Raw genomic sequence first — 22,528 nt, 5'->3', positions numbered from 1 at the left:
AGCGTGTCCCGCGCCGTCCGGCCTCGTGTGGTGAACCCTGCGTGATGGGGAGCTCGAGATGAGGCGACGCCGGGCACCCGGGGACCGGGCGCGGCTTGCTCACGCGGCAGCGCGGCGTCTGGGGCCCGAAATGATGCATCGCGGCATGAATGTCAATGGGGGCGGGGTGCGCGCGGGCAACCTTTCGCGCGCCGTTGCCATGTCGCGACGCCTTGGCCGGGGCGCCCGATGATGCAATCCTCTGCCGGCACGGGGCCGGGCGGCGCGGCCCCGGCAGGGCCAGGCAACGACCGACCGGCGGGCGCGTCGGCATGAGGAGGATACCGGGGAATGTTCACGGCATCGATGAAGTTCGATCTCGGCGAGGATGTCGAGGCGCTGCGCGAGACGGTGCATCGCTGGGCGCAGGAGCGGGTCAAGCCGATGGCCGCCGAGATCGACCGGACCAACTGCTTCCCGCCGGCGCTCTGGGAGGAGATGGGCGAACTCGGCCTTCTCGGCATCACCGTGCCCGAGGAGGAGGGCGGCGCCGGCATGAGCTATCTGGCGCATGTGGTCGCCACCGAGGAGATCGCCCGGGCCAGCGCCAGCGTCAGCCTGAGCTACGGCGCGCATTCCAACCTCTGCGTCAACCAGATCAAGCTGAACGGCACGCCCGCGCAGAAGGCGCGCTACCTGCCCGACCTGATCTCGGGCCGGAGCGTCGGCGCGCTGGCGATGTCGGAGGCCGGCGCCGGCTCCGATGTGGTGGGCATGAAGCTGCGCGCCGAGAAGCGCAACGACCGTTTCGTGCTCAACGGCAACAAGTTCTGGATCACCAATGGCGGCGAGGCCAACACGCTGGTGGTCTATGCCAAGACCGATCCGGAGGCAGGCTCGCGCGGCATCACCGCCTTCATCGTCGAGAAGTCGATGCCGGGCTTCAGCCAGTCGAAGCATTTCGACAAGCTCGGGATGCGCGGCTCCAACACGGTGGAGCTGGTGTTCGAGGATGTCGAGGTGCCCTTCGAGAACATCCTCGGCGAGGAGGGCCGCGGCGTGCGGGTGCTGATGTCGGGGCTCGACTACGAGCGCGTCGTGCTCTCGGGCATCGGCACCGGGATCATGGCCGCCTGCCTCGACGAGGTGATGCCCTATGTGGCGGAGCGCCGGCAGTTCGGCCAGCCGATCGGCAGCTTCCAGCTGATGCAGGGCAAGATCGCCGACATGTACACCAAGCTGAACTCGGCGCGGGCCTATACCTACGAGGTGGCCCGGGCCTGCGACCGCGGCGAGGTGACCCGGCAGGACGCCGCGGCCTGCGTGCTCTATGCCTCCGAGGAGGCGATGGTGGTGGCGCATCAGGCGGTGCAGGCGATGGGCGGCACCGGCTTCATGAACGAGACCCCGGTCAGCCGGCTGTTCCGCGATGCCAAGCTGATGGAGATCGGCGCCGGCACCTCGGAGATCCGGCGGATGCTGATCGGGCGCGAGCTGGTCGGGGCCATGGGCTGATGGCGGTCCTCAAGTCCACGGCCTCGCCCCGGTCGGAGGGCTTCGCGGCCAATCGCGAGGCCCATGCCCGCGCCATGGCCGAGGTCCACGCGGCGGCGGCGCTGGCGGTGGCCGGCGGCGGCGAGGGGCCGCGCGCGCGCCATGTCGGCCGCGGCAAGATCCTGCCGCGCGAGCGCGTCTCGCGGCTGCTCGACCCGGGCTCGCCCTTCCTCGAGATCGGCATGTTCGCGGCGCACGGGATGTATGACGGCGCCAGCCCCTCGGCGGGCATCGTCACCGGCATCGGCCGGGTCGAGGGGCGCGAGGCGATGATCGTCTGCAACGACGCCACCGTGAAGGGCGGGACCTATTTCCCGATGACGGTGAAGAAGCACCTGCGCGCGCAGGAGATCGCCGAGGCCAACCGGCTGCCCTGCATCTACCTGGTGGACAGCGGCGGCGCCAACCTGCCGAACCAGGACGAGGTGTTCCCCGACCGCGACCATTTCGGCCGGATCTTCTACAACCAGGCCAACATGTCGGCGATGGGCATCCCGCAGATCGCGGTGGTGATGGGCTCCTGCACCGCCGGCGGGGCCTATGTGCCGGCGATGTCGGACGTCACCGTCATCGTCAAGGCGCAGGGCACCATCTTCCTCGCCGGCCCGCCGCTGGTGAAGGCGGCGACCGGCGAGGTGGTCTCGGCCGAGGATCTCGGCGGCGGCGACGTGCACACCCGGCTCTCGGGCGTCGCCGACTATCTCGCCGAGGACGACGCCCATGCGCTGGCGCTGGCGCGCCAGGCGGTGCGCCATCTCAACACCGTGAAGCCGGCGCAGCTCGAGCGCGCCCCGGTGGAGCCGCCGGCCTACGACCCGGACGAGATCCTCGGCGTCGTCCCGGCGGATCTGCGCACCCCCTACGACATCCGCGAGGTGATCGCCCGGCTGGTCGACGGCTCGCGCTTCGACGAGTTCAAGGCGCGCTACGGCACCACGCTGGTCTGCGGCTTCGCCCATGTGATGGGGATGCCGGTCGGGATCATCGGCAACAACGGCGTGCTGTTCTCCGAGTCGGCGCTGAAGGGCGCGCATTTCGTCGAGCTCTGCTCGCAGCGCGGCATCCCGCTGGTGTTCCTGCAGAACATCACCGGCTTCATGGTCGGCCGGGCCTATGAGAGCCGCGGCATCGCCAAGGACGGCGCCAAGCTGGTCACCGCGGTGGCCACCACGAAGGTGCCGAAGATCACCATGCTGGTCGGCGGCTCGTTCGGCGCCGGCAATTACGGCATGTGCGGGCGGGCCTATTCGCCGCGCTTCCTCTGGAGCTGGCCGAATTCCCGGATCTCGGTGATGGGCGGCGAGCAGGCGGCGGGCGTGCTCGCCACCGTCCGCCGTGATGCCATCGAGCGCAAGGGCGGCGCCTGGTCGGCCGAGGAGGAGGCCGCCTTCAAGGCCCCGACCATCGCGCAGTTCGAGCAGCAGTCGCACCCGCTCTATGCCTCGGCCCGGCTCTGGGACGACGGCATCGTCGATCCGCGCAAGTCGCGCGACGTGCTGGCGCTGTCGCTCTCGGCGGCGCTCAACGCACCCATCGAGGAGACGCGCTTCGGCGTGTTCCGCATGTGAGGAGCGGGCGATGTTCAAGAAGATCCTGATCGCCAATCGCGGCGAGATCGCCTGCCGGGTCATCGCCACCGCCCGCCGGCTGGGGGTGCGCACGGTCGCGGTCTATTCCGACGCCGATGCCGCGGCCAAGCATGTCGCGCTGGCCGACGAGGCGGTGCATATCGGCCCGGCCGCGGTGGCCGAGAGCTATCTGCAGGGCGCGCGCATCGTCGAGGCCGCGCTGGCCACCGGCGCCGAGGCGATCCATCCCGGCTACGGCTTCCTCTCGGAGAACCCGGATTTCGTCGCGGCGGTGGAGGCGGCGGGGCTGGTCTTCGTCGGCCCGCCGGCCTCGGCGATCCGCGCCATGGGGCTGAAGGACGCCGCCAAGCGCCTGATGGTCGAGGCCGGCGTGCCGGTGGTGCCGGGCTATCACGGCGAGAGCCAGGACCCCGACCTGCTGGCGGCGGAGGCCGGGAAGATCGGCTATCCGGTGCTGATCAAGGCGCGCGCCGGCGGCGGCGGCAAGGGCATGCGCCTCGTGGAGCGGGCGGCGGATTTCCGCGCCGCGCTCGAGGGCGCGCAGCGCGAGGGCCAGGCGAGCTTCGGCGACCCGGCCTGCCTGATCGAGAAGTTCGTCACCCAGCCGCGGCATGTCGAGATCCAGGTCTTCGGCGACGCCCACGGCAACGCGGTGCACCTCTTCGAGCGCGACTGCTCGCTGCAGCGCCGCCACCAGAAGGTGATCGAGGAGGCCCCGGCGCCGGGCATGCCCGAGGCGGTGCGCGCCGCCATGGGCCGGGCCGCGGTGGAGGCGGCAAAGGCGATCGGCTATGTCGGCGCCGGCACGGTGGAGTTCATCGCCGACGGCTCGGGCCCGCTGCGCGAGGACGGCTTCTGGTTCATGGAGATGAACACGCGCCTGCAGGTCGAGCACCCGGTCTCGGAGGCGATCACCGGGCTCGATTTCGTCGAGCTGCAGCTGCGCGTGGCCAGCGGCGAGGCGCTGCCGGTGGCGCAGGCGGATCTCGGCATCGAGGGCTGGGCCTTCGAGGCGCGGGTCTATGCCGAGGATGTCGGCCGCGGCTTCCTGCCGGCCACCGGGCGGCTCGACCATCTCTCCTTCCCCGAGGCCGCGGAGTTCCGCCGGGCGCCGGTGCGGATCGACAGCGGCGTGCGCCAGGGCGACGAGATCAGCCCGTGGTACGACCCGATGATCGCCAAGGTGATCGTCCATGGCCCGACCCGCGCGGCGGCGCTCAACATGCTCTCGGCGGCGCTGGCGGATTGCCATGTCACCGGCTCGGTCACCAATCTCGATTTCCTCGGCCGGCTCGCGTCGCATCGGGGCTTTGCCCGCGGCGAGGTGGATACCGGGCTGATCGGGCGCGACCTCGCGAGCCTCACCGAGGATGCCGCGGCGCCGCTTCACGTGCTGGCGCTGGCGGCGCTCGGCGGGCTCGGGCTGCTGCACGAGCCGGTCGGCAGCGATCCCTGGGAGACGCTGGCCGGCTGGCGGCACTGGACCGATGCCAAGCAGTATGTCGCGCTCGAGACCCCGGCCGGGCGCATCGAGCAGCGCGTCACCCGGCTCGGCCGCGGGCGCTTCACGGTGGATGGCGAGGGCGGCGCGGTGACGCTCGGCGTCGCCCCGATCGGGGGCAATGCCTGCCGGGTCGATCTCGGCACGCGCCAGCTCCGGGCGGATGTGCTGCGCGAGGCGGCGCGGATCTCGGTGTTTGCCGAGGGGCGGAGCTTCCATTTCGGGCTGCCCGACGCGCTGACCGGGGCGGAAGCCGAGAAGGCCGGCGGCGAAAGCATCGCGGCGCCGATGCCGGGGCTGGTCAAGCTGGTCTCGGCCGCGCCGGGCGCCGAGGTGGCCGAGGGCGAGGCGCTCTTCGTGCTCGAGGCGATGAAGATGGAGCACACGCTGCGCGCGCCGCGGGCCGGGCGGGTGGCCGAGGTGCTCGCCGCCGTGGGCGACCAGGTGACCGACGGCACGCTCCTCCTGACGCTGGAGCCCGAGGATGGCTGAGCGCGTCACGATCTTCGAGATGTCGCCCCGCGACGGGCTGCAGAACGAGCCGGTGCAGATCGCGGCGGCGGACAAGATCCGCCTCGTCGATCTGCTCTCGGCCTGCGGTTTCGCGCGGATCGAGGTGACGAGCTTCGTCAGCCCGAAATGGGTGCCGCAGATGGCCGATGCCGCCGAGGTGCTGGCCGGAATCGCGCGGGCCGAGGGCGTCTCCTATGCCGCCCTCACGCCGAACCTGCGTGGCTTCGAGGCGGCGCGGGCGGCGGGCGCCGACGAGGTGGCGATCTTCGGCTCGGCCTCCGAGGGGTTCAGCGCGAGGAACATCAACTGCTCGATCGCCGAGAGTCTCGAGCGCTTCGCCCCGGTGGCGGAGGCGGCGGGCGCGGCCGGCATCCCGCTGCGCGGCTATGTCTCCTGCGTGACCGACTGCCCCTATGACGGGCCGACCCCGCCCGGCAGGGTCGCGGAGGTGGCGGCGGCGCTGATCGGGCTCGGCTGCTACGAGGTGAGCCTCGGCGACACCATCGGCGCCGGCATGCCGGAAACCGTGGCCGCGATGCTCGACGCGGTGCTGGAGGCGGTGCCGGCATCGCGGCTGGCCGGGCACTACCACGACACCCGCGGCCGGGCGCTCGAGAACATCGGCGTGAGCCTCGACCGGGGCCTGCGCGTCTTCGACAGCTCGGTGGCGGGGCTCGGCGGCTGCCCCTATGCCCCCGGCGCCAAGGGCAATGTCGCCACCGAGGCGGTGGTCGCCATGCTCGCCATGCGCGGCTTCGAGACCGGCATCGACCCCCGGCGCCTGGCCGCCGCGGCGGCCTTCGCGAACACCCTGAGGAGCGCGGCATGAGCGACTACGAGACCCTCGAGATCCGGCAGGACGACCGCGGCGTGGCGCATGTCGCGCTGAACCTGCCGGACAAGCGCAACGCCCTCAACGCCGCGATGATCGCCGAGCTGACCGACATGGCGCGCAGCCTCGGCGCGGCGGAGGAGACCCGCGCCATCGTGCTCTCGGGCCGGGGCAAGGTGTTCTGCGCCGGCGCCGATCTCGGCTGGATGCAGGCGCAGATCGAGGCCGACCGCGAGACCCGCATGGCCGAGGCGCGCAAGCTCGCCGAGATGCTGGGCGCGCTCAACGAGATGCCGACGCCGCTGATCGGGCGCCTGCATGGCGGCGCCTTCGGCGGCGCGGTGGGGCTCGCCTGCGTCTGCGACGTGGCGCTGGCGGCCGAGGGCACCCGGCTCGCCCTGACCGAGACGCGGCTCGGGCTGATCCCGGCCACCATCGGGCCCTATGTGATCGCACGGATGGGCGAGGGCCGGGCGCGGCGGGTCTTCATGTCGGCCCGGGTCTTCGGCGCGGCGGAGGCGGTGGACCTCGGCATCCTCGCCCGCGCGGTGCCGGAGGCCGGGCTCGATGCCGCGGTCGAGGCGGAGATCGCGCCCTATCTCTCGGTTGCGCCGGGGGCGGTGGGCCGGGCCAAGGCGCTGGCCCGCGCGCTCGGGCCGCGGATCGACGCCGGCGTGATCGACGAGACCATCCGGCGCCTCGCGGACACCTGGGAGACCGAGGAGGCCGCGCACGGCATCGACGCCTTTCTCGGGAAGCGGCCGGCGCGCTGGGTGCAGGGCGGCTGAGCCGCCGCCGGACGCGTCAGTCGGCCAGCCCGCCGCGCAGCAGCATGTTGGCCGAGGCCTCGTTCACCGCGAGCAGCGTGTCGTAGAGGATCGCCAGGCGCAGCAGCGACTTCACGTCGACATCGTGGGGCATCGCGGTCAGCGGGTCGATGAAGAACACCAGCGCGTCCAGCCGGCCCTCGGCGATCATCGCGCCGATCTGCGCATCGCCGCCGAGCGGCCCGCTCTTCAGCGCGGTGACCGAGAGCGCGGTCTCGGCATTGATCCGCCCGCCGGTGGTGCCGGTGGCATAGAGCGCATGCGCGCCGAGCGCCGCCTCGTGGGTCCTGGCCCAGGCGACGAGCGCATCCTTGCGCTGGTCATGCGCGACGAGCGCGATGGTCTTCGGCATCTCTGGCCTCCCGGGATGACGCGTCCTGCCAGCGCGATACTCGCCCCTGCGGGCGCCGCTGTCGAGCGGTGCGCGTTGCGCCGGCCCCGCCGGCCTCCTATGCAGGAGCGGGGCAGCACGGAGAGGCCGCAATGGCAGCAGATGGCACGCAGGAGCTCGACATCGCGCGGATCCGCGCCGAGACGCCGGGGATCGGCGGGCCGGTGCATCTGCTGGCCTGCGGCTCGGCGCTGATGCCGCAGCCGGTGGTCGATGCGGTGATCGGGCATACCCGGCTCGAGGCAGAGCACGGCGGCTACGAGGCGGCGGCCATGCAGGCGGAGGCGCTGGAGGCGGTCTATGCCAGCGTCGCCCGGCTTGTCGGCGCGCAGCCCCGCGAGATCGCGCTGCTGGAGAACGCCACCGTTGCCTGGTGCCATGCCTTCTATGCCCTGCCGCTCCGGCGCGGCGTGCGGATCCTGACCTGCGAGGCGGAATATGCCGCCAACTACGTCGCGCTGCTGCAGCGGGCGAAGCGCGAGGACCTGCGCATCGAGGTGGTGCCGTCGGACGCCTCCGGCGCGCTCGACGTCGCGGCGCTCGAGGCCATGATCGACGGCGATGTCGGGCTGATCGCGATCACCTGGGTGCCGACGAATGGCGGGCTGGTGAACCCGGCCGCCGCCGTCGGCGCGGTGGCGCGGCGCCACGGCGTGCCCTATCTGCTCGACGCCTGCCAGGCGGCGGGCCAGCTGCCGATCGATGTCGGTGCGATCGGCTGCGACTTTCTCTCGGCCACCGGGCGGAAGTTCCTCCGCGGGCCGCGCGGCACCGGGTTCCTCTATGTCGCCGGGCGCTGGCTGGAGCGCCTCGAGCCGGCGATGATCGACCATTTCGGCGCGCCCTGGGTGGCGCGGGACCGCTACGCGCTCCGCCCGGACGCCCGCCGCTTCGAGACCTGGGAGAACGCCTATGCGCTGCGCGCCGGCCTCGGGGCCGCGGTCGACTATGCCGAGGCCATCGGGATCGTGCGCATCGCCGCGCGGATCGGGCAGCTCGCCGAGCGGTGCCGGGCGCTGCTGGCGGCGGTGCCGGGGGTCACGGTCCGCGATCTCGGGCCGGCGCCCTGCGGCATCGTCAGCTTCACGGTCGAGGGCGCCGAGCCGGCCGCGGTGGTCGCGCGCATGGCCGAGGCCGGTTTCGTGATCGGCGCCTCCGACCCGGCCAGCACCCGGCTCGACAGCGAGCGCCGGGGCCTGCCGGTCATGCTGCGCATCGCGCCGCATGTCTACAACACCGAGGACGAGATCGCCGGCGCCGTGGCCGCGCTCGCCCGCAGCATCTGACGCGGCGCGGCGGGGGAGGCGCGGATGGCGAAGGCGCCACTGATGCCCGAGGGCGGACGGCTGACGCTCCGCGGCATCGAGGTCTTCGTGGCGGTGATGGAGGAGGGCTCCGTCGCCGCCGCCGCGCGCCGCCTCGGGGCGAGCCCGTCGACCGTGTCGCAGCAGATCACCAATCTGGAGACCGCGCTCGGCGCGCGGCTGGTGGAGCGCTCGGCCCGGCCGCTGGCGCTCACCGGGGCGGGCCAGGTCTTTGCCCGGCGCGCGGCGGCGATCCTCGGCGAGGCGGAGCGGGCGCGCTCCGAGCTGGCGACGCTGGCGCTGGCGCGGCTGCCCCGGCTCAGGCTGGCCGTGGTGGAGGATCTCGACGGCGAGATCACGCCGGCGCTCGCGGCGCTGCTGGCGGCGCGCCTGCCGGGCTGCGAGATCGAGATCCGCTCGGGCCCCAGCCATCTCAACATCGACGCGCTGGGGCACCGGGCGGTGGACCTCGTGATCGCGGCCGACGAGGGCGATGCGCCGGACTGGGTGGAGCGCCATCCGCTGCTGCGCGACCCCTACATGCTGGCCGCGGCGCCCCGGCTGGTGGCGGGCGGCGTGTCCCTGCCGGGGCTCATGGCGGCGCCGATGATCCGCTTTTCCGAGGCGCTCTTCATGGGCCGGCAGACCGAGCGGCACCTGCACCGCCTGCGCGCCGCGCCGCCGCGCCGGGTGATCTGCCATTCGACGCAGGCGCTCTTCGGCTGCGTGGCGCGGCTCGATGGCTGGGCGCTGGTCACCCCGCTCTGCTGGCTGAGCGCGGGGCAGGCGCATGGCGGCGTGTCGCTGGCGCCGAACCCGTTTCCCGGCTTCGCGCGGCGGCTCTCGCTGATGGCCCGGCGCGGCCCGCTGGGGGCGCTGCCGGCAGAGCTGTCGGACGCGTTGCGCGGGATGCTCGCGGAGACCGCAGTGGCGGCGGTGGCCGCCGCGGCGCCCTGGCTCGGAGCGGGGTTCCGCGTGCTGCCGCCCGAGGAGGATGCGCCCGCCGCGGAGGGGGGCTGACGCGCCCCTCCATAAAACAAACAAACATGATTGTATCTTTGTTCGGCCCGTGCCAGTCTCACCCGAGCGAGACACCCCAAGGGAGACGGAAATGGGCATCGACGACGGCCTCACCGCATGGCGATTTTCCTCCAACCACAACCGGATGCTGGAGCTCCAGGATGCGGCGCCGAAGGACGGGCCGGTGGAGCTCGCCTTCTTCGCCTCCTCGGCCTTCCGGATCACCACGCCGGCGGGGATCACGGTGATGCTCGACCCCTGGCGCAACCACCCGACCGGCTACTGGAACTGGTATTTCAAGGATTTCCCGCTGACCAAGGTCGATATCGGCGTCGCCACCCATGCGCATTACGACCATGACGCGCTGAACCGGCTCGACGCCTCGGTGCTGCTCGACCGGCCGATCGGGCGCTACGAGGTCGGCGATCTCGCGATCCGCACGATCCCGGACAAGCACGCCACCGATGCGAGCTACGGCACCTATGATTTCAACAAGATCAACAGCTACTTCAACAAGCAGGTGCTGGATCCGCCGAACAACTGCCGCTCCTGGGACAACAACCTGGTGGTGGTGGAGACCGGGGGCCTGCGCATCCTGCACTGGGGCGACAACCGCCACAATCCGCCCGAGGATGTCTGGAAGCGCCTCGGCGAGATCGACATCCTGCTGATGCCGGTGGACGACAGCCAGCACGTGATGGGCCATCCGATGGTCGCCTCGGTGCTCGAGCGCCTGGCGCCGAAGGTGGTGGTGCCGCACCACTACTACAGCTGGAAGGTGGTGCAGCGGCAGAGCACCCTGCTGCCGGTGGAGAAATGGCTCGAGGGCCAGCCCCGGGTGCGCCGCCTCGAGGCCGCGACCACGACCTACACCCGCGAGACGCTGCCGGCCGAGACCACGGTGGACTATTTCGGCGACAACATCGCCTTCGATGTCGATGCCTGGTACCGCGACGACGAGGTCTGGGACTGACCGCCCGATTGCCGCTTGCAAGGCGGGGCGGCGGGTGATCGGCTGCGGCCGCCTGCACCGCCCCGGGCGGGGCGGCGCCGCGGCCCCACCCTGCAACCGGGAAGACCGAGAATGACAAGGAAGAACGGCACGATGCGAGGCGCAGACCTGTTGATCAAGACGCTTGCCGAAGCGGGCGTCACGCGGATTTTCTCCCTCTCCGGGAACCAGATCATGCCGGTCTACGACGCCTGCATCGACGCTGGCATCGAGATCGTGCACACCCGCCACGAGGCGGCGGCGCTCTACATGGCCGAGGCGCATGCCCAGCTCACCGGCGAGGTGGCGGTGGCGATGGTCACCGCCGGTGCCGGGATGGCCAATGCCATGGGCCCGCTCTTCACCGCGCTCGAGAGCGACACGCCGGTGCTGCTGTTGACCGGCGACAGCCCGGTGGCGCAGGACGGCATGGGCGCCTTCCAGGAGATGCCGCAGACCGCGATGGCCGGGCCGCTGGCCAAGCTCTCGATCCGCCCGCTGCGTGCCGCCGACATGGGGCGCGACACCGCGCGGGCGCTGCGGCTGGCGCAGTCGGGCCGTCCGGGGCCGGTGCACATGGCGCTGGCCTTCGACGTGGTCGAGGGCGATGCGGGGGAAGGCGCGGTGCCGCAGAAGAGCGCCTTCGCCCGCGAGCCGATGCCGGCCGGCGCGGGTGATCTGGCGGCGCTGCGGGCGGCGCTGGCCGGCGCGGCGCGCCCGGTGGTGCTGGCCGGGCCGGTGCTGACCGCGACCCGCTTCGACGCGCTCGCGGCCCTCGCCGGGGCGCTCGACGCGCCGGTGGTGCCGATGGAGAGCCCGCGCGGGCTCAAGGACCCGGCCCTCGGCGCCATCGGCCAGCTCTTCGCCAGCGCGGATCTGGTGGTGAGCCTCGGCAAGAAGGTCGATTTCACGCTCGGCTTCGGCAGCACCAGGCTCTTCGACGCCGCCGCCCGCTGGCACGTGGTGCAGGCCAGCGCCGAGGAGCGCGACCGCGCGCATCGCAATCTCGGCGACCGGCTCGCGCAATGCGTCGCGGCCGATCCGCGGGATGTCGCCCGGCAGCTTCTCGACACCGGCGCCGGCAGCGCCCGTGCCGCCTGGCGGGACGAGGCGGCGAAGCTCCTGGCGGCGCGCTCGACGGCAGAGGTGCCGGAGGGCCGGATCTCCCCTGCCGCGCTCTGCGCCGCGGTGCAGCGCCAGATCGATGCGGCTCCGGAGGCCGTGCTGATCTGCGACGGCGGCGAGTTCGGCCAGTGGTCGCAGGCCTGCGTGCAGGCCCCGGCGCGGGTGATCAACGGCGTCTCGGGCGCCATCGGCGGCGGGCTCTGCTATGGCATCGCAGCGCGCTATGCGCGGCCGGGGGCGACGGTGTTCTCGCTGATGGGCGACGGCACCGCCGGCTTTCACTTCGCCGAGTTCGAGACCGCGGCGCGCCAGGGTATCCCGATGGTGGTGGTGATCGGGAACGATCTTCGCTGGAACGCCGAGCACCAGATCCAGCTCCGCAACTATGGCCCCCAGCGCACCATCGGCTGCGAGCTCAGCGCGGCGCGCTACGACCTCGCCGCGGCGGCGATGGGCGGGCATGGCGAGTTCGTCACCGACCCGGGCGAGCTCGACGCGGCATTGGCCCGCGCGGTGCAGAGCGGCAAGCCGGCCTGTGTCAACGTGATGATCGAGGGCCTGCCGGCCCCCGCCGGCCCAGCTCACTGACCCGCGCACTGATCCGCGCGAGGCCGGGGAAACAGGGAGAGACGGATGATGCAAGCGCAACGCCTCGGATCGGTCCGGCCCTCGATGATCCTCGGCCTCGTGCAGAAGGCCCGCAGCCTTGCCGCCGAGGGCAAGCCGGTGATCGATCTCGGCATCGGCGAGCCGGACTTCACCACCCCCGACCACGTCAAGGCGGCGGCCATCGCGGCGATCGGGGCGGACGAGACGCGCTATACCGTGGTGCCCGGCACCGTGGCGCTGCGCGAGGCGATCCGCGGCAAGCTCGCCCGCGAGAACGGGCTCGACTACGCGCTCTCCGAGATCACGGTGAGCAACGGCGCCAAGCAGGTGATCTTCAACGCGCTGATGGCGACGCTCTCGCCCGGTGACGAGGTGATCGTGCCGGCGCCCTACTGGTCGTCCTATCCCGACATCGTCGCCGTGGCCGAGGGCCGCCCGGTGATCGTCGACTGCCCCCAGGAGCAGCGGTTTCTCATCACGCCGGAGCAGCTCGAGGCGGCGATCACGCCGCGCACCCGCTGGCTCCTGCTGAACTCGCCGAGCAACCCGACGGGCGGGGTCTATTCCCGGGCCGATCTCGCCGGGCTGGCGGCGGTGCTGGCGCGCCACCCCCATGTGCACGTGCTGAGCGACGACATCTACGAGCACCTGATGTTCGACGGTCACCGCTTCGCCTCGATCCTCGAGGTGGCACCGGCGCTGAAGCCGCGGGTGCTGGTGGTCAACGGCGTCTCCAAGGTCTTCGCCATGACCGGCTGGCGCATCGGCTATGCCGCCGGCCCGCAGGAGATCGTCACCGCGATGAACACCGTGCAGGGGCAGAGCTGCACCCATGCCGGCTCGATCTCGCAGGCCGCGGCGGTGGCGGCGCTGACCGGGCCGACGGATTTCTTCGCCGGGCGCGCGCGCAGCTTCGAGGCGCGGCGCGACATCGTGGTGGCGGCGCTGAACGCCGTCGACGGGATCGAGTGCCTGGTGCCGGAGGGGGCGTTCTATGTCTATCCGCGCTGCGCCGGGGTGATCGGGCGGCGCACGCCCGCCGGCGAGGTGATCGGGAGCGACACCGATTTCTGCCGCTACCTGCTGGAGCAGCACTTCGTCTCTGCCGTGCCCGGGGCGGCCTTCGGGCTTTCGCCGCATCTCAGGATCTCCACCGCGGCCCCCGCCGAGGCCCTGCGCAGCGCCAGCGCGCGGATTGCCGGGGCGGTCAACGCCCTGACCTGACGGGCATATCGGGGATGACGGAGGGAATCTCGCATATGCAGCAGAAAAACGCTTGCAATACATACATACATGAATGCATCTTTTCTGGATCGGGCCACCCGGACCGGCGACAGGAGGGGCGGGCATGACGGATGCGAAGCGGCTGACGCAGGAGCAGCGTTCGGCGATCACCAGCCGGAAGCTGCGCAAGGCCACGATCGAGCTGATCTCCGAGATCGGGCTCGCCAACACCACCACCGTCAACATCGCCAAGCGCGCCGGCGTGACCCGCGGCGCCCTGATGCACCACTACAGGGACAAGACCGAGCTGGTGATCGATGCCACCCGCGAGATGTGGGACACCTCGATCGCCTCGACGCGCGGGATCTGCCGGCGCTACGTCGATGGCGAGGTCGATCTCGAGGGCTTCGTCGATGCGCTCTGGGAGCGCTCGTTCACCGAGAACTACGTCTCGGTGACCATGGACATGATCATCGCGGCACGGGCCGAGGAGCGCATCCTGCTGCATGTCGATGCCTCGGTGGAGAAGCTCTTCGAAAGCTATGACGAGGCGGCGGAAATCCTCTTCGCGGCGGGCAATCTCTCGAAGGAGAAGCGCGGCCTCGCGATGAACATGCTGACCTCGCTGCTCCGCGGCCTGCGGATTCAGAACATGATGCGCAACGACCCGCAGGTGGCCGTGGCGCTGCGCCAGATGGTGACGCTGATCCTGAAGGGCGCGCTCGATCTCGAGGGCGTGCTCGACCGGGTCGTCGCCGAGGACGCCACCAGGACATCGGAGAACGACGCTTGACAGGATCACAGCCAGCCGGGCCGCGCCCGATCATCGAGGCGACGGAGGTCAGCCGCAACTTCGGTGCCTTCGTCGCGGTGGACCGGATGAGCATCTCCGTCCGCGAGGGCGAGATCGTCGGGCTGATCGGCCCCAACGGGGCGGGCAAGTCCACCTTCTTCAACCTGCTCAGCGGGGTGATGCGGCCGAGCCGGGGCAGGGTGGTCTTCGACGGTGCCGACATCACCAAGCTCTCGCCGAGCAAGCGGGCGCGGCTGGGGATGCTCCGCACCTTCCAGCTCTCGCGCGAGTTCTCGCGGATGACGGTGCTCGAGAACCTGCTGGTGGCGCCACAGGTCCAGCTTGGCGAGGATCTGCTGCCGCTCTTCACCCGCCGCCGCGAGGTCGACGAGATCGAGCGCCGGCATTTCGACCGCGCCAAGGAGGTGCTGGCTATCGCCAAGCTCGAGCATGTGGAGAACAACCGCGCGAGCGACCTGTCCGGCGGGCAGAAGAAGCTGCTCGAGCTTGCCCGCACGCTGATGGTCGACAGCAAGCTGATCCTGCTCGACGAGCCCGGCGCCGGCGTCAACCCGGCGCTGATGAAGACCCTCTCGGACATGATCCAGATGCTGCGCAACGACCACGGCAAGACATTCCTGATCGTCGAGCACGACATGGACCTGATCGCGAGCCTCTGCACCAGCGTCACGGTGATGGCGGAGGGCCGCACGCTGGTCTCCGGCAGCTTCGACGAGATCCGGCAGAACCGCCAGGTGCTCGACGCCTATCTCGGAGGTGCGGCATGAGCGAAGCGCTGCTCGAGGTCGAGAACGTCTCGACCGGCTACGGCAAGATCGACATCGTCTTCGGCGCCTCGCTGGGGGTGGCGGCGGGGGAGATCGTCTCGGTGATCGGGCCCAACGGGGCCGGCAAGTCGACCCTGCTGAAGGCCATCGCCGGGGTGCTGCGCTGCTCGGCCGGCGACATCCGCATCAAGGGCGAGACGGTGGCCAACCGGCCGCCCTCGGAGGTGGCGCGCCTCGGCCTGGCCTATGTCCCGCAGGAGGCCAACGTGTTCCGCCAGATGACGGTGGACGAGAACCTCACGATCGGCGGCTGGGTCGATCGCGGCCATGTCCGCGAGCGCCGCGAGCGGGTGCTGGAGCTCTTTCCGGACCTGCGCGTCCATCTCGGCACCCGCGCCGGCAACCTCTCCGGCGGACAGCGCCAGATGGTCGCCTTCGGCATGGCGCTGATGGTGGCGCCCTCGGTGCTGCTGCTCGACGAGCCCTCGGCCGGGCTCTCGCCCAAGATGGTCGCGGAGATGTTCGCCGCGGTGAAGAAGGTCAATGCGACCGGCGTCGCCGTGCTGATGATCGAGCAGAACGCGATCCAAGCGCTCGACATCTCGCACCGGGGCGTGGTGATGGCCGGCGGCGAGATCGCGCTGATCGACGATGCCAGCGCGCTGCTCGCCTCCGAGAACGTATCCGAGCTTTATCTGGGGACCCGCCGATGAACCTGCAGCTCTTCGTCAACGGGCTGGTCAACGCCTCGCTGATCGCCCCGCCGGCCATTGCCTTCACGCTGCTCTTCGGGGTGCTGCGCTTTCCCAACTTCGCCATCGGCGGCTACATCACCGTGGGCGCCTTCATGGCCTATACCGCCAACGTGATCTTCGCCTGGCCGCTGGTGGCGGCGACGCTCTTCGCCATGGCGGTGACGGCGCTGGTGGTCTGGCTGAGCGACGTGGTGGTCTTCGCGCCGCTGAGGAACCAGGAGCCGGTGACGCTGCTGGTGGTCTCCATCGCCTTCTCGCTGATCCTCGAGAACCTCGTGCGGCTGTTCTTCGCCTCCGACGTGCGGGGCTTCGACATCCCGCTGGAACGGCCGATCAAGGTGATGGGCGCGCGGATCACGCCGGAGCAGCTCGACATCCTGATGCTGGCCTTCGCGATCACGGTCGCGGTGCATGTGGTGCTGCGCTTCACCCGCTTCGGCAAGGCGATGCGGGCGGTGGCGGACAACCCGGTGCTGGCGCAGGTGCGCGGCCTCAGCCTGCGCTGGATCACCGCCGGCACCTGCGCGCTGGCCGGCGCGATCTTCGGGCTGACCGGGGTCTTTGCCGGGCTCGACCTGGTGATCGAGCCGCTGATCGGCTGGAACCTCACCATCCCGATCTTCGCCGCGGCGATCCTCGGCGGCATCGGCTCGCCGATGGGGGCGCTGGTGGGGGCGATCTGCGTCGGCATGGCGGAGGAGCTGACCATCCTGGTGCTGCCCTCGACCTACAAGATCGCCGTCGGCTTCCTGATCATCGCCGTCTTCCTGCTGCTGCGCCCGCAGGGGCTGTTCGGCCAGCCCGAAATCAAGAAGTGAGGGCCGCCTGATGCTCGCCTATATCGTCTCGCTCGCGACCTTCGTCGGCTTCTTCATGCTGCTGGCCATCGCGCTCAACCTGCAATGGGGCATGACGGGGATGGTGAATTTCGGCATCGCCGGGTTCTATGCCCTCGGTGCCTACACGAGCGGCATCCTCTCGTCCAAGCTGGGGCTGCCGGTGGGGCTGGCGATGATGGTCGCGGTGCTGGCCGGGCTTGCGGCAGGGGCGGCGCTGGCGCTGCTCTCGGGGCGGCTGCGCGACGACTATCTCGCCATCGTCACGCTCGGCTTCGGCGAGATCGTGCGCCTCATCATCCTCAACGAGGACCAGATCACAGAGGGCCCGCGCGGGCTGCGCATCGCCGAGCAGCCGCTCGCCGGCTGGGTCTCGGTGGAGAACTACCCGCTGCTCTATCTCGGGCTTGTGGTGCTGGCGGTGGCGGTGGCCTTCGCGCTGTCGGAGACGATCCGGCGCGCGCCGATGGGCCGGGTGCTGCGCGCGATCCGCGAGGACGAGCTGGTCGCCTCGGTGCTCGGCAAGGCGGTGCTGCGCCACAAGATCCGGATCTTCGCCATCGGCGGCGGGATCATGGGCCTCGCCGGCGCGCTCTATGCCCATTACGTCCAGAACATCAGCCCGGACGTGTTCCTGCCGATGGTGGCGATCTTCATCTGGATGTCGGTGATCGTCGGCGGCGCCGGCAACAACTGGGGGCTGCTGCTCGGCGCCGGCATCGTGATGGTGCTGCTCGAGGGCAGCCGCTTCATCGGCGACATCGCGCCCTGGATCGACGCCGAGAAGCTCTCGGCGGGGCGCATCATCCTGATCGGCGTGCTGCTGATCGTGACGCTGCATCTGAGGCCCCAGGGCCTGATCCCCGAACCGCGCTACCGCAACAAGTTCCAACGAAAATCCTGAAGCAACCAACGGGAGTCATCCAGTCATGGCCATCAATCTCACGCGCCGCAACGCGCTGAAGCTCGGCGCTGCCACCGCGGTCTTCGCGCCCTCGATCCTGCGGGCCCAGGGGGCCGAGATCAATGTCGGCAGCCTCACCCCCAACACCGGCGGCGGCGGCCCCTTCGGCCCGAACATCACCGCCTCGCACAAGCGGGTGGCGGATCTCGTGAACGGGCAGGGCGGCGTGCTCGGCCGGCAGATCCGGCTCTACCAGGAGAACTCGGAGACCAACCCCGAGACCGCGGTGCGCGCCGCCGACAAGCTGATCAATGTCAACGGCGTGGTCGGCATCCTCGGCACCTGGTCCTCCTCGGTGACGCTCGGCATCATGCCGAAATGCCAGACCGCGGGCGTGATCCAGATGTGCACCTCCTCCTCCTCGGACATCCCGATGGCGGACGAGAAGGGCCTCGTGTTCAACTTCCAGGCGCTCTCGCCGGTCTGGGGCGACGCGATCGCCAAGCTGGCGGTGACCCGCGGCTATGGCAGCTACGGGCTGATGGCGCTGAACAACGATTTCACCAAGTCGATGGTTGATGCCTTCGCCGCGGTGGTCGGCGCCGACAAGGTGATCAAGGAGCCGCTCTACTACAACGCCGCGCAGGCGAGCTATCGCTCGGAGGTCACCAGCCTCATCGAGGACGAGCCGGATGCGGTGTTCATCCCCTCCTATGTCACCGACTTCACGGCGGTCTACAAGGAGCTCTACCGCCAGGGCTACGAGGGCGCGGTGATCACCACCGGCCTCTCGGTGGGGCCGAAGTTCAAGGAGGCCGTGGGCGATGCGGCGGATGGCGTGATCCACGGCCTGCCGGTGCCGCCGCTCGAGAGCCCGGCCTATGGCGAGTATCTGAAGGAGGCCGGGCTCGAGGACACCGGCAATGTCCAGCACCCCTTCGGCACCGCCGGGCGCGACCAGATGAGCACGCTGCTGCTCGCCATCGAGAAGGCCGGCACCACCGACACCGCCGCGGTCGCCAAGGCGATCTGGCAGGTCACCACCGGCGAGGGCAAGCGCACCGTCTACAACGTCACCGACGGTCTGGCGGCGATCCGGGCGGGCGAGGAGATCAACTATTCCGGCGCCAGCTCCAGCATCGAGTTCGATGCCGAGGGCATGGTGCTGGGCCGCGATTTCCAGCTTGCCGAGATCCGCGGCGGCGAGGATGTCGTGCTGGAGCGGCTGAAGTTCTGATCCTTGCGGCCGCCGGCGCAGCTGCCGGCGGCCGTCCTGCTTCAGGCCGGTGCCGGGTTACTCCTCGGCGCCGCGCTCATGCCGCGGGCCGCCCCTCGGGCCATGCTTCGGGCCGGCATCGCGCCAGGCCTGCATCCGGGCCGCCATCTCCGCCGGGAACGACATCTCCTCGGCGCTGATCTCGCCGTTGCCATCGGCGTCGAGCATCGCGAAGGGCCGCTTCTGGAACTCCGCCGTGACCTCGGCGAACAGCGTCGAGAACTCCGCCGGGTCGATCTGGCCGTCGCCGTTGGCGTCGTGGCGGGCATGCAGGGCGGTGATCCCGGCCTCGGCCTCGGCGGCGGTCACCCGCCCGTCCCCGTCGGTGTCGAACGACTGGTAGATCGGGCTCTTCATCAGCGCGCGCATCCCCATCGGGCCGTGGCCGCCGCGATGCTTCATCCGGCGGTGCTCGCCATGGCCGTGGCCGCGGCGACCCTCGGCCCGGTCCTCGCCGCGCGGGCCGTCCATCCAGCCATGGGCGGCCGGGCCGCCCCAGCCCTTCTCGGAATGCGCGAAGGCGGGGATCGCGACGGCGCCGATCGCGGCGGTGGCAGCCAGAACGCCGATGGCCAGGATATTGGAACGTTTCATCATCTCACCTCGTTGGTTGGTGTTTCGATGGGCATGAGATGGGCCCGGCCTGTCGCAGGAATGTGCCGGCGGAGGCGGGGATTTGTAACGCTCTGTCGCAGGCCGCCCGGTTGCGACGGAGTGCGACGCAACGCCTTCCCGCGGGCCCGCCTGCCGCGCTATCTCAGGGTCATGAGCGAGCAAGCCCGGGTGCCCCATATTCTGGTCGTGGACGATCATCGCGAGATCCGCGATGCGGTGACGCGCTATCTCGAGAAGAACGGGATGCGCGCCAGCGCGGCGAAGGATGTCGTCGAGATGGATGCCCAGCTCCGTGCCGGGCGCTTCGATCTCGTGGTGCTCGACGTGATGATGCCCGGCGAGGACGGGCTCTCGGCGGCGCGGCGCCTCGCGGCCTCCGGCGGGCCGCCGATCCTGATGCTGAGCGCCCTGACCGAGGACACCGACCGCATCGTCGGGCTCGAGATCGGCGCCGACGACTACCTGCCGAAACCCTTCAACCCGCGCGAGCTGCTGGCCCGGGTCAAGGCGATCCTGCGGCGGAGCGAGCGCCCGGAGCCGCTGGCCGGCAATCTCGGCGGGCGGCGCCTCGCCTTCGCCGGCTGGGTGCTCGATACCGACACCCGCGCGCTGACCCGCGAGGAAGACGGCACCGAGGTTTCGCTCACCACGGCGGAGTTCAAGCTGCTCACCGCCTTTCTCGAGCGGCCGCGCTTCGTGCTCTCGCGCGAGCAGCTGCTGGATATCACCAGCGGACGCACCGCGGATGTCTTCGACCGCACCATCGACAACCAGGTGAGCCGCCTGCGCCGCAAGATCGAGGCCGATCCCTCGCAGCCGCAGATCATCGCGACGATCCGCTCCGGCGGCTACAGCCTCGCGGCGGATGTCCGCGAGGTGACGTGATGCGGCTCCTCCCGCGCAGCCTTGCCGGGCAGCTCGCGCTGCTGATCCTCGGCGCCTTCCTCGCGGCGCAGGTGATGAGCGTCTGGTTCTTCGCTGACGAGCGCGGCGCGGCGGTCAGGGCGGCGCAGCGGCTGGAGACCGCAGAGCGCGTGGCCGCGGTGGCGCGGGCGCTGGAGATCGCGCCACCGGCGAGCCGGCCCGGCATCCTCGTCGCCGCACGGTCGCGCGCGGTGCGCTACGAACTCGCCGACCGGCCGCTGGTGGAGGCCGACCAGTCCGGCCTCGAGGCGGTGCGCAGCCGGGTGCGCACGCTGCTCGAGGGCGCGCGCGAGCTTCGGGCGCAGGAGGCGCTCGCCCCGATCCGGCGCTGGCGGCGCGAGGATCACGAGCACCGCGGCGGCTGGCTGCGCGACCGGCTGCGCGCCATGGGCGTGCAGCCGACGGAGCTCCGGCTGTCGCTGGCGCTGTCGGACGGGCAATGGCTGAACGTGCGCGCGCGGTTCCACCGGCCGGATTTCCAGCTCGGGCCGGCGGTGCTCGGAACCTCGCTGCTCTCGCTCCTGCTGATCCTCGTGACGCTCTGGCTGGGTCTGCGCCGGATCACCAAGCCGCTGCGGCGGCTGGCGGCGGCGGCGGACGGCTTCGGCCTCGACGGCCCGCCGCCCGAGATGCCCCGCGGCGGCCCGCGCGAGGTGCGGGCGCTCTCGGAGGCGCTCGACCGGATGCATGGGCGGCTCGCCGGCATGATCGCCGAGCGCACGCGGATGCTGGCGGCGCTCGGGCATGACCTGCGCTCGCCGATCACCGCGCTCAGGCTGCGCGCCGAGATGGTGGACGACGAGGAGACCCGCGAGCGCATGGTGGCGACGCTGGACGAGATGCAGGAGATGGTCGAGGCGACGCTGGCCTTCGCCCGCGGCGTCTCCACCGACCAGCCGATGGAGGAGACCGACCTCGCGGCGGAGCTCGCCGGCCTCGCGGCCGAACTCTCCGAGACCGGGCCGCGCATCGCGCTGGCCGCGTCCGGGCCCGTGACCGTGCCGCTGCGGCGGATGCCCTTCCGCCGGGCGCTGCGCAACATCCTCGAGAACGCGCAGCGCTATGGCGGCGGCGCGCGGGTGCAGCTCCGGGTGCAGGCGGGCCGGGCGGAGATCCTGGTCGACGACGACGGCCCCGGCATTCCCGAGGCCGATCTCGAGCGGGTGTTCGATCCCTTCACCCGGCTCGAGCCCTCGCGCTCGCGCGAGACCGGCGGGGTCGGGCTCGGTCTGCCCATCGCGCGGGCGATCCTCCGCGCCCATGGCGGCGAGGTGGCCCTGAGCCGGCGCCCCGGCGGCGGCCTGCGTGCGGCGGTGACGCTGCCCCTTCCGGCGGCGCGGACCGGCCCGGCGCGATAGGCCGCCGGCGGCGCAGCTCGCCCCGCTGAGCTCGGTCGTGATGGCCGCTCCGGTCGTGCCGGCCAGGACATCCGAGGCTCTTTGCAACTTTCTGGACCATGATCGGCACAAGCGGAATGACCGTCGAGATGCAACCCAAGGGAGGCGGCGACCGCCGAAACCCGCCGCGAAATGCCACCGCCGTCCGGCGCCACCGATAGCGGGTAGAGATTCGCACGACGTTTCGGAACGCTGACAGCGACCGGAGCCTCGCACCCGGCCCATCGCACCGAACCTGCGGACGCCGAAGCGGCACAAGCGCCCGGACAGTCCGAGCCCCGGCACGCCCCCGGAGACGGCGCTCGAACCGACCGACCCCAAGCTGCTGACCAGCACCGTCCACACCGGCCTCAACGCAGTCATCGCGCATGTCTTCCAGGTGCGTAGGCCGCACTGCTGCACGGAGCCGCTGAAGACGACGCCGGTCGCCGATCCACTGGATACATCCGAGGATATCGGAGAGCTCACGGATTCTGGGGTGGTAAGGAGAAATGCAGCTGGAGTCCTTGTCTTCGTCTGCGTTTTGCTACGTGAACGAATGTCCGGCGATCTTGTGCCGACATGTGCTGGCGCGGATCGACCCGATCCTCAATCCCGGCTGGCTACATGATGACCTTTGTCCAATGTCCCGAGCCATTTGCTCACTTGGTCCCTGCGACGGGAGGGGCCCTTGGCGAGGCGGATGGGCCGGCGGCCTGTGCAGAGCGGGCGGTGGTGCGGTTGTCCGAGGCTGGCATGGTCCGTGCCGGCCTGGCTGAGGGATCGGGCGTGGCGCCCGGAC

The 22,528-nt window shown here is 71.0% G+C and carries 20 protein-coding genes; 18 read left to right on the top strand and 2 right to left on the bottom strand.

Annotated elements, in window-relative coordinates:
• The first annotated feature begins 330 nt into the window (after nucleotides 1-330).
• From QSJ97_RS16090 to QSJ97_RS16070, 5 genes are read left to right on the top strand one after another with little or no spacing between them, the layout of a single operon-like run.
• Nucleotides 331-1,494: an isovaleryl-CoA dehydrogenase gene (locus tag QSJ97_RS16090; protein WP_285672936.1), complete on the top strand. Its 1,164-nt coding sequence runs from the start codon at nucleotides 331-333 to the stop codon at nucleotides 1,492-1,494.
• Nucleotides 1,494-3,101 (top strand): carboxyl transferase domain-containing protein, encoded by a 1,608-nt coding sequence (locus QSJ97_RS16085; protein ID WP_285672935.1) that lies wholly within the window; start codon nucleotides 1,494-1,496, stop codon nucleotides 3,099-3,101. The genes QSJ97_RS16090 and QSJ97_RS16085 overlap by 1 nt, the downstream gene beginning before the upstream one ends.
• Nucleotides 3,102-3,111: 10 nt before the next feature.
• Nucleotides 3,112-5,115, top strand: a complete 2,004-nt coding sequence (locus QSJ97_RS16080) for an acetyl-CoA carboxylase biotin carboxylase subunit (protein WP_285672933.1) — start codon at nucleotides 3,112-3,114, stop codon at nucleotides 5,113-5,115.
• Complete coding sequence (locus tag QSJ97_RS16075) at nucleotides 5,108-5,965, top strand: hydroxymethylglutaryl-CoA lyase (RefSeq protein WP_285672931.1); 858 nt, start codon at nucleotides 5,108-5,110, stop codon at nucleotides 5,963-5,965. Before QSJ97_RS16080 ends, QSJ97_RS16075 begins: the two co-directional genes overlap by 8 nt.
• A complete protein-coding gene (locus tag QSJ97_RS16070) occupies nucleotides 5,962-6,756 on the top strand; it encodes a crotonase/enoyl-CoA hydratase family protein (RefSeq protein WP_285672929.1) in 795 nt (264 codons plus the stop codon). The genes QSJ97_RS16075 and QSJ97_RS16070 overlap by 4 nt, the downstream gene beginning before the upstream one ends.
• A 16-nt stretch (nucleotides 6,757-6,772) precedes the next feature.
• On the opposite strand, the gene QSJ97_RS16065 is transcribed toward QSJ97_RS16070, so the two are convergent.
• Nucleotides 6,773-7,147 carry a methylglyoxal synthase gene (locus QSJ97_RS16065; protein ID WP_285672927.1) on the bottom strand — a complete coding sequence of 125 codons (375 nt, stop codon included), beginning with the start codon at nucleotides 7,145-7,147 and terminating at the stop codon, nucleotides 6,773-6,775.
• 131 nt (nucleotides 7,148-7,278) lie between these two features.
• Here QSJ97_RS16065 and QSJ97_RS16060 point away from each other — a divergent pair, with 131 nt between their 5' ends.
• The 11 genes from QSJ97_RS16060 to QSJ97_RS16010 all read left to right on the top strand — a co-directional run bounded on the left by QSJ97_RS16060 (nucleotide 7,279) and on the right by QSJ97_RS16010 (nucleotide 18,772).
• The gene (locus QSJ97_RS16060; RefSeq protein ID WP_285672925.1) at nucleotides 7,279-8,472 is read left to right on the top strand and encodes an aminotransferase class V-fold PLP-dependent enzyme; all 1,194 of its coding nucleotides are present in this window, start codon (nucleotides 7,279-7,281) and stop codon (nucleotides 8,470-8,472) included.
• A 24-nt stretch (nucleotides 8,473-8,496) separates the two neighbouring features.
• Nucleotides 8,497-9,510: a LysR family transcriptional regulator gene (locus QSJ97_RS16055; protein ID WP_285672924.1), complete on the top strand. Its 1,014-nt coding sequence runs from the start codon at nucleotides 8,497-8,499 to the stop codon at nucleotides 9,508-9,510.
• Between the two features lie 91 nt (nucleotides 9,511-9,601).
• Complete coding sequence (locus QSJ97_RS16050; protein WP_285672923.1) at nucleotides 9,602-10,483, top strand: MBL fold metallo-hydrolase; 882 nt, start codon at nucleotides 9,602-9,604, stop codon at nucleotides 10,481-10,483.
• 132 nt (nucleotides 10,484-10,615) lie between these two features.
• Nucleotides 10,616-12,214 carry a thiamine pyrophosphate-binding protein gene (locus QSJ97_RS16045; RefSeq protein WP_285672922.1) on the top strand — a complete coding sequence of 533 codons (1,599 nt, stop codon included), beginning with the start codon at nucleotides 10,616-10,618 and terminating at the stop codon, nucleotides 12,212-12,214.
• Between the two features lie 45 nt (nucleotides 12,215-12,259).
• Nucleotides 12,260-13,459, top strand: a complete 1,200-nt coding sequence (locus QSJ97_RS16040; protein ID WP_285672920.1) for an aminotransferase class I/II-fold pyridoxal phosphate-dependent enzyme — start codon at nucleotides 12,260-12,262, stop codon at nucleotides 13,457-13,459.
• A gap of 124 nt (nucleotides 13,460-13,583) precedes the next feature.
• Complete coding sequence (locus tag QSJ97_RS16035) at nucleotides 13,584-14,252, top strand: TetR/AcrR family transcriptional regulator (RefSeq protein ID WP_285672918.1); 669 nt, start codon at nucleotides 13,584-13,586, stop codon at nucleotides 14,250-14,252.
• On the top strand, nucleotides 14,249-15,040 hold the full coding sequence (locus QSJ97_RS16030; RefSeq protein WP_285672917.1) for an ABC transporter ATP-binding protein: 792 nt from the start codon (nucleotides 14,249-14,251) through the stop codon (nucleotides 15,038-15,040). The genes QSJ97_RS16035 and QSJ97_RS16030 overlap by 4 nt, the downstream gene beginning before the upstream one ends.
• Nucleotides 15,037-15,753, top strand: coding sequence for an ABC transporter ATP-binding protein (locus tag QSJ97_RS16025; RefSeq protein WP_285672915.1), 717 nt, complete (start codon nucleotides 15,037-15,039; stop codon nucleotides 15,751-15,753). The genes QSJ97_RS16030 and QSJ97_RS16025 overlap by 4 nt, the downstream gene beginning before the upstream one ends.
• Nucleotides 15,750-16,613, top strand: coding sequence for a branched-chain amino acid ABC transporter permease (locus QSJ97_RS16020; RefSeq protein ID WP_285672914.1), 864 nt, complete (start codon nucleotides 15,750-15,752; stop codon nucleotides 16,611-16,613). The genes QSJ97_RS16025 and QSJ97_RS16020 overlap by 4 nt, the downstream gene beginning before the upstream one ends.
• Before the next feature lie 10 nt (nucleotides 16,614-16,623).
• Complete coding sequence (locus QSJ97_RS16015) at nucleotides 16,624-17,535, top strand: branched-chain amino acid ABC transporter permease (protein WP_285672912.1); 912 nt, start codon at nucleotides 16,624-16,626, stop codon at nucleotides 17,533-17,535.
• A gap of 25 nt (nucleotides 17,536-17,560) precedes the next feature.
• Entirely contained in the window at nucleotides 17,561-18,772 is a 1,212-nt protein-coding gene (locus QSJ97_RS16010; protein WP_285672911.1) for an ABC transporter substrate-binding protein, read from the top strand.
• A gap of 57 nt (nucleotides 18,773-18,829) precedes the next feature.
• On the opposite strand, the gene QSJ97_RS16005 is transcribed toward QSJ97_RS16010, so the two are convergent.
• Nucleotides 18,830-19,405 (bottom strand): EF-hand domain-containing protein, encoded by a 576-nt coding sequence (locus tag QSJ97_RS16005; protein ID WP_285672910.1) that lies wholly within the window; start codon nucleotides 19,403-19,405, stop codon nucleotides 18,830-18,832.
• 171 nt (nucleotides 19,406-19,576) lie between these two features.
• On the opposite strand from QSJ97_RS16005, the gene QSJ97_RS16000 reads away from it, so the two are divergent.
• Together QSJ97_RS16000 and QSJ97_RS15995 are read left to right on the top strand one after the other, a co-directional pair.
• Nucleotides 19,577-20,311: a response regulator gene (locus QSJ97_RS16000; RefSeq protein ID WP_285672909.1), complete on the top strand. Its 735-nt coding sequence runs from the start codon at nucleotides 19,577-19,579 to the stop codon at nucleotides 20,309-20,311.
• Nucleotides 20,311-21,708 (top strand): ATP-binding protein, encoded by a 1,398-nt coding sequence (locus QSJ97_RS15995; protein ID WP_285672908.1) that lies wholly within the window; start codon nucleotides 20,311-20,313, stop codon nucleotides 21,706-21,708. Before QSJ97_RS16000 ends, QSJ97_RS15995 begins: the two co-directional genes overlap by 1 nt.
• Nucleotides 21,709-22,528: the final 820 nt, after the last annotated feature.

The sequence above is a fragment of the Paralimibaculum aggregatum genome, from assembly GCF_030270585.1.
GTDB classification, from domain to species: Bacteria; Pseudomonadota; Alphaproteobacteria; order Rhodobacterales; family Rhodobacteraceae; genus Thermohalobaculum; species Thermohalobaculum aggregatum.
Note: the sequence above shows the minus strand (reverse complement) of the source record. Positions and strands in the feature narration are given on the sequence as shown.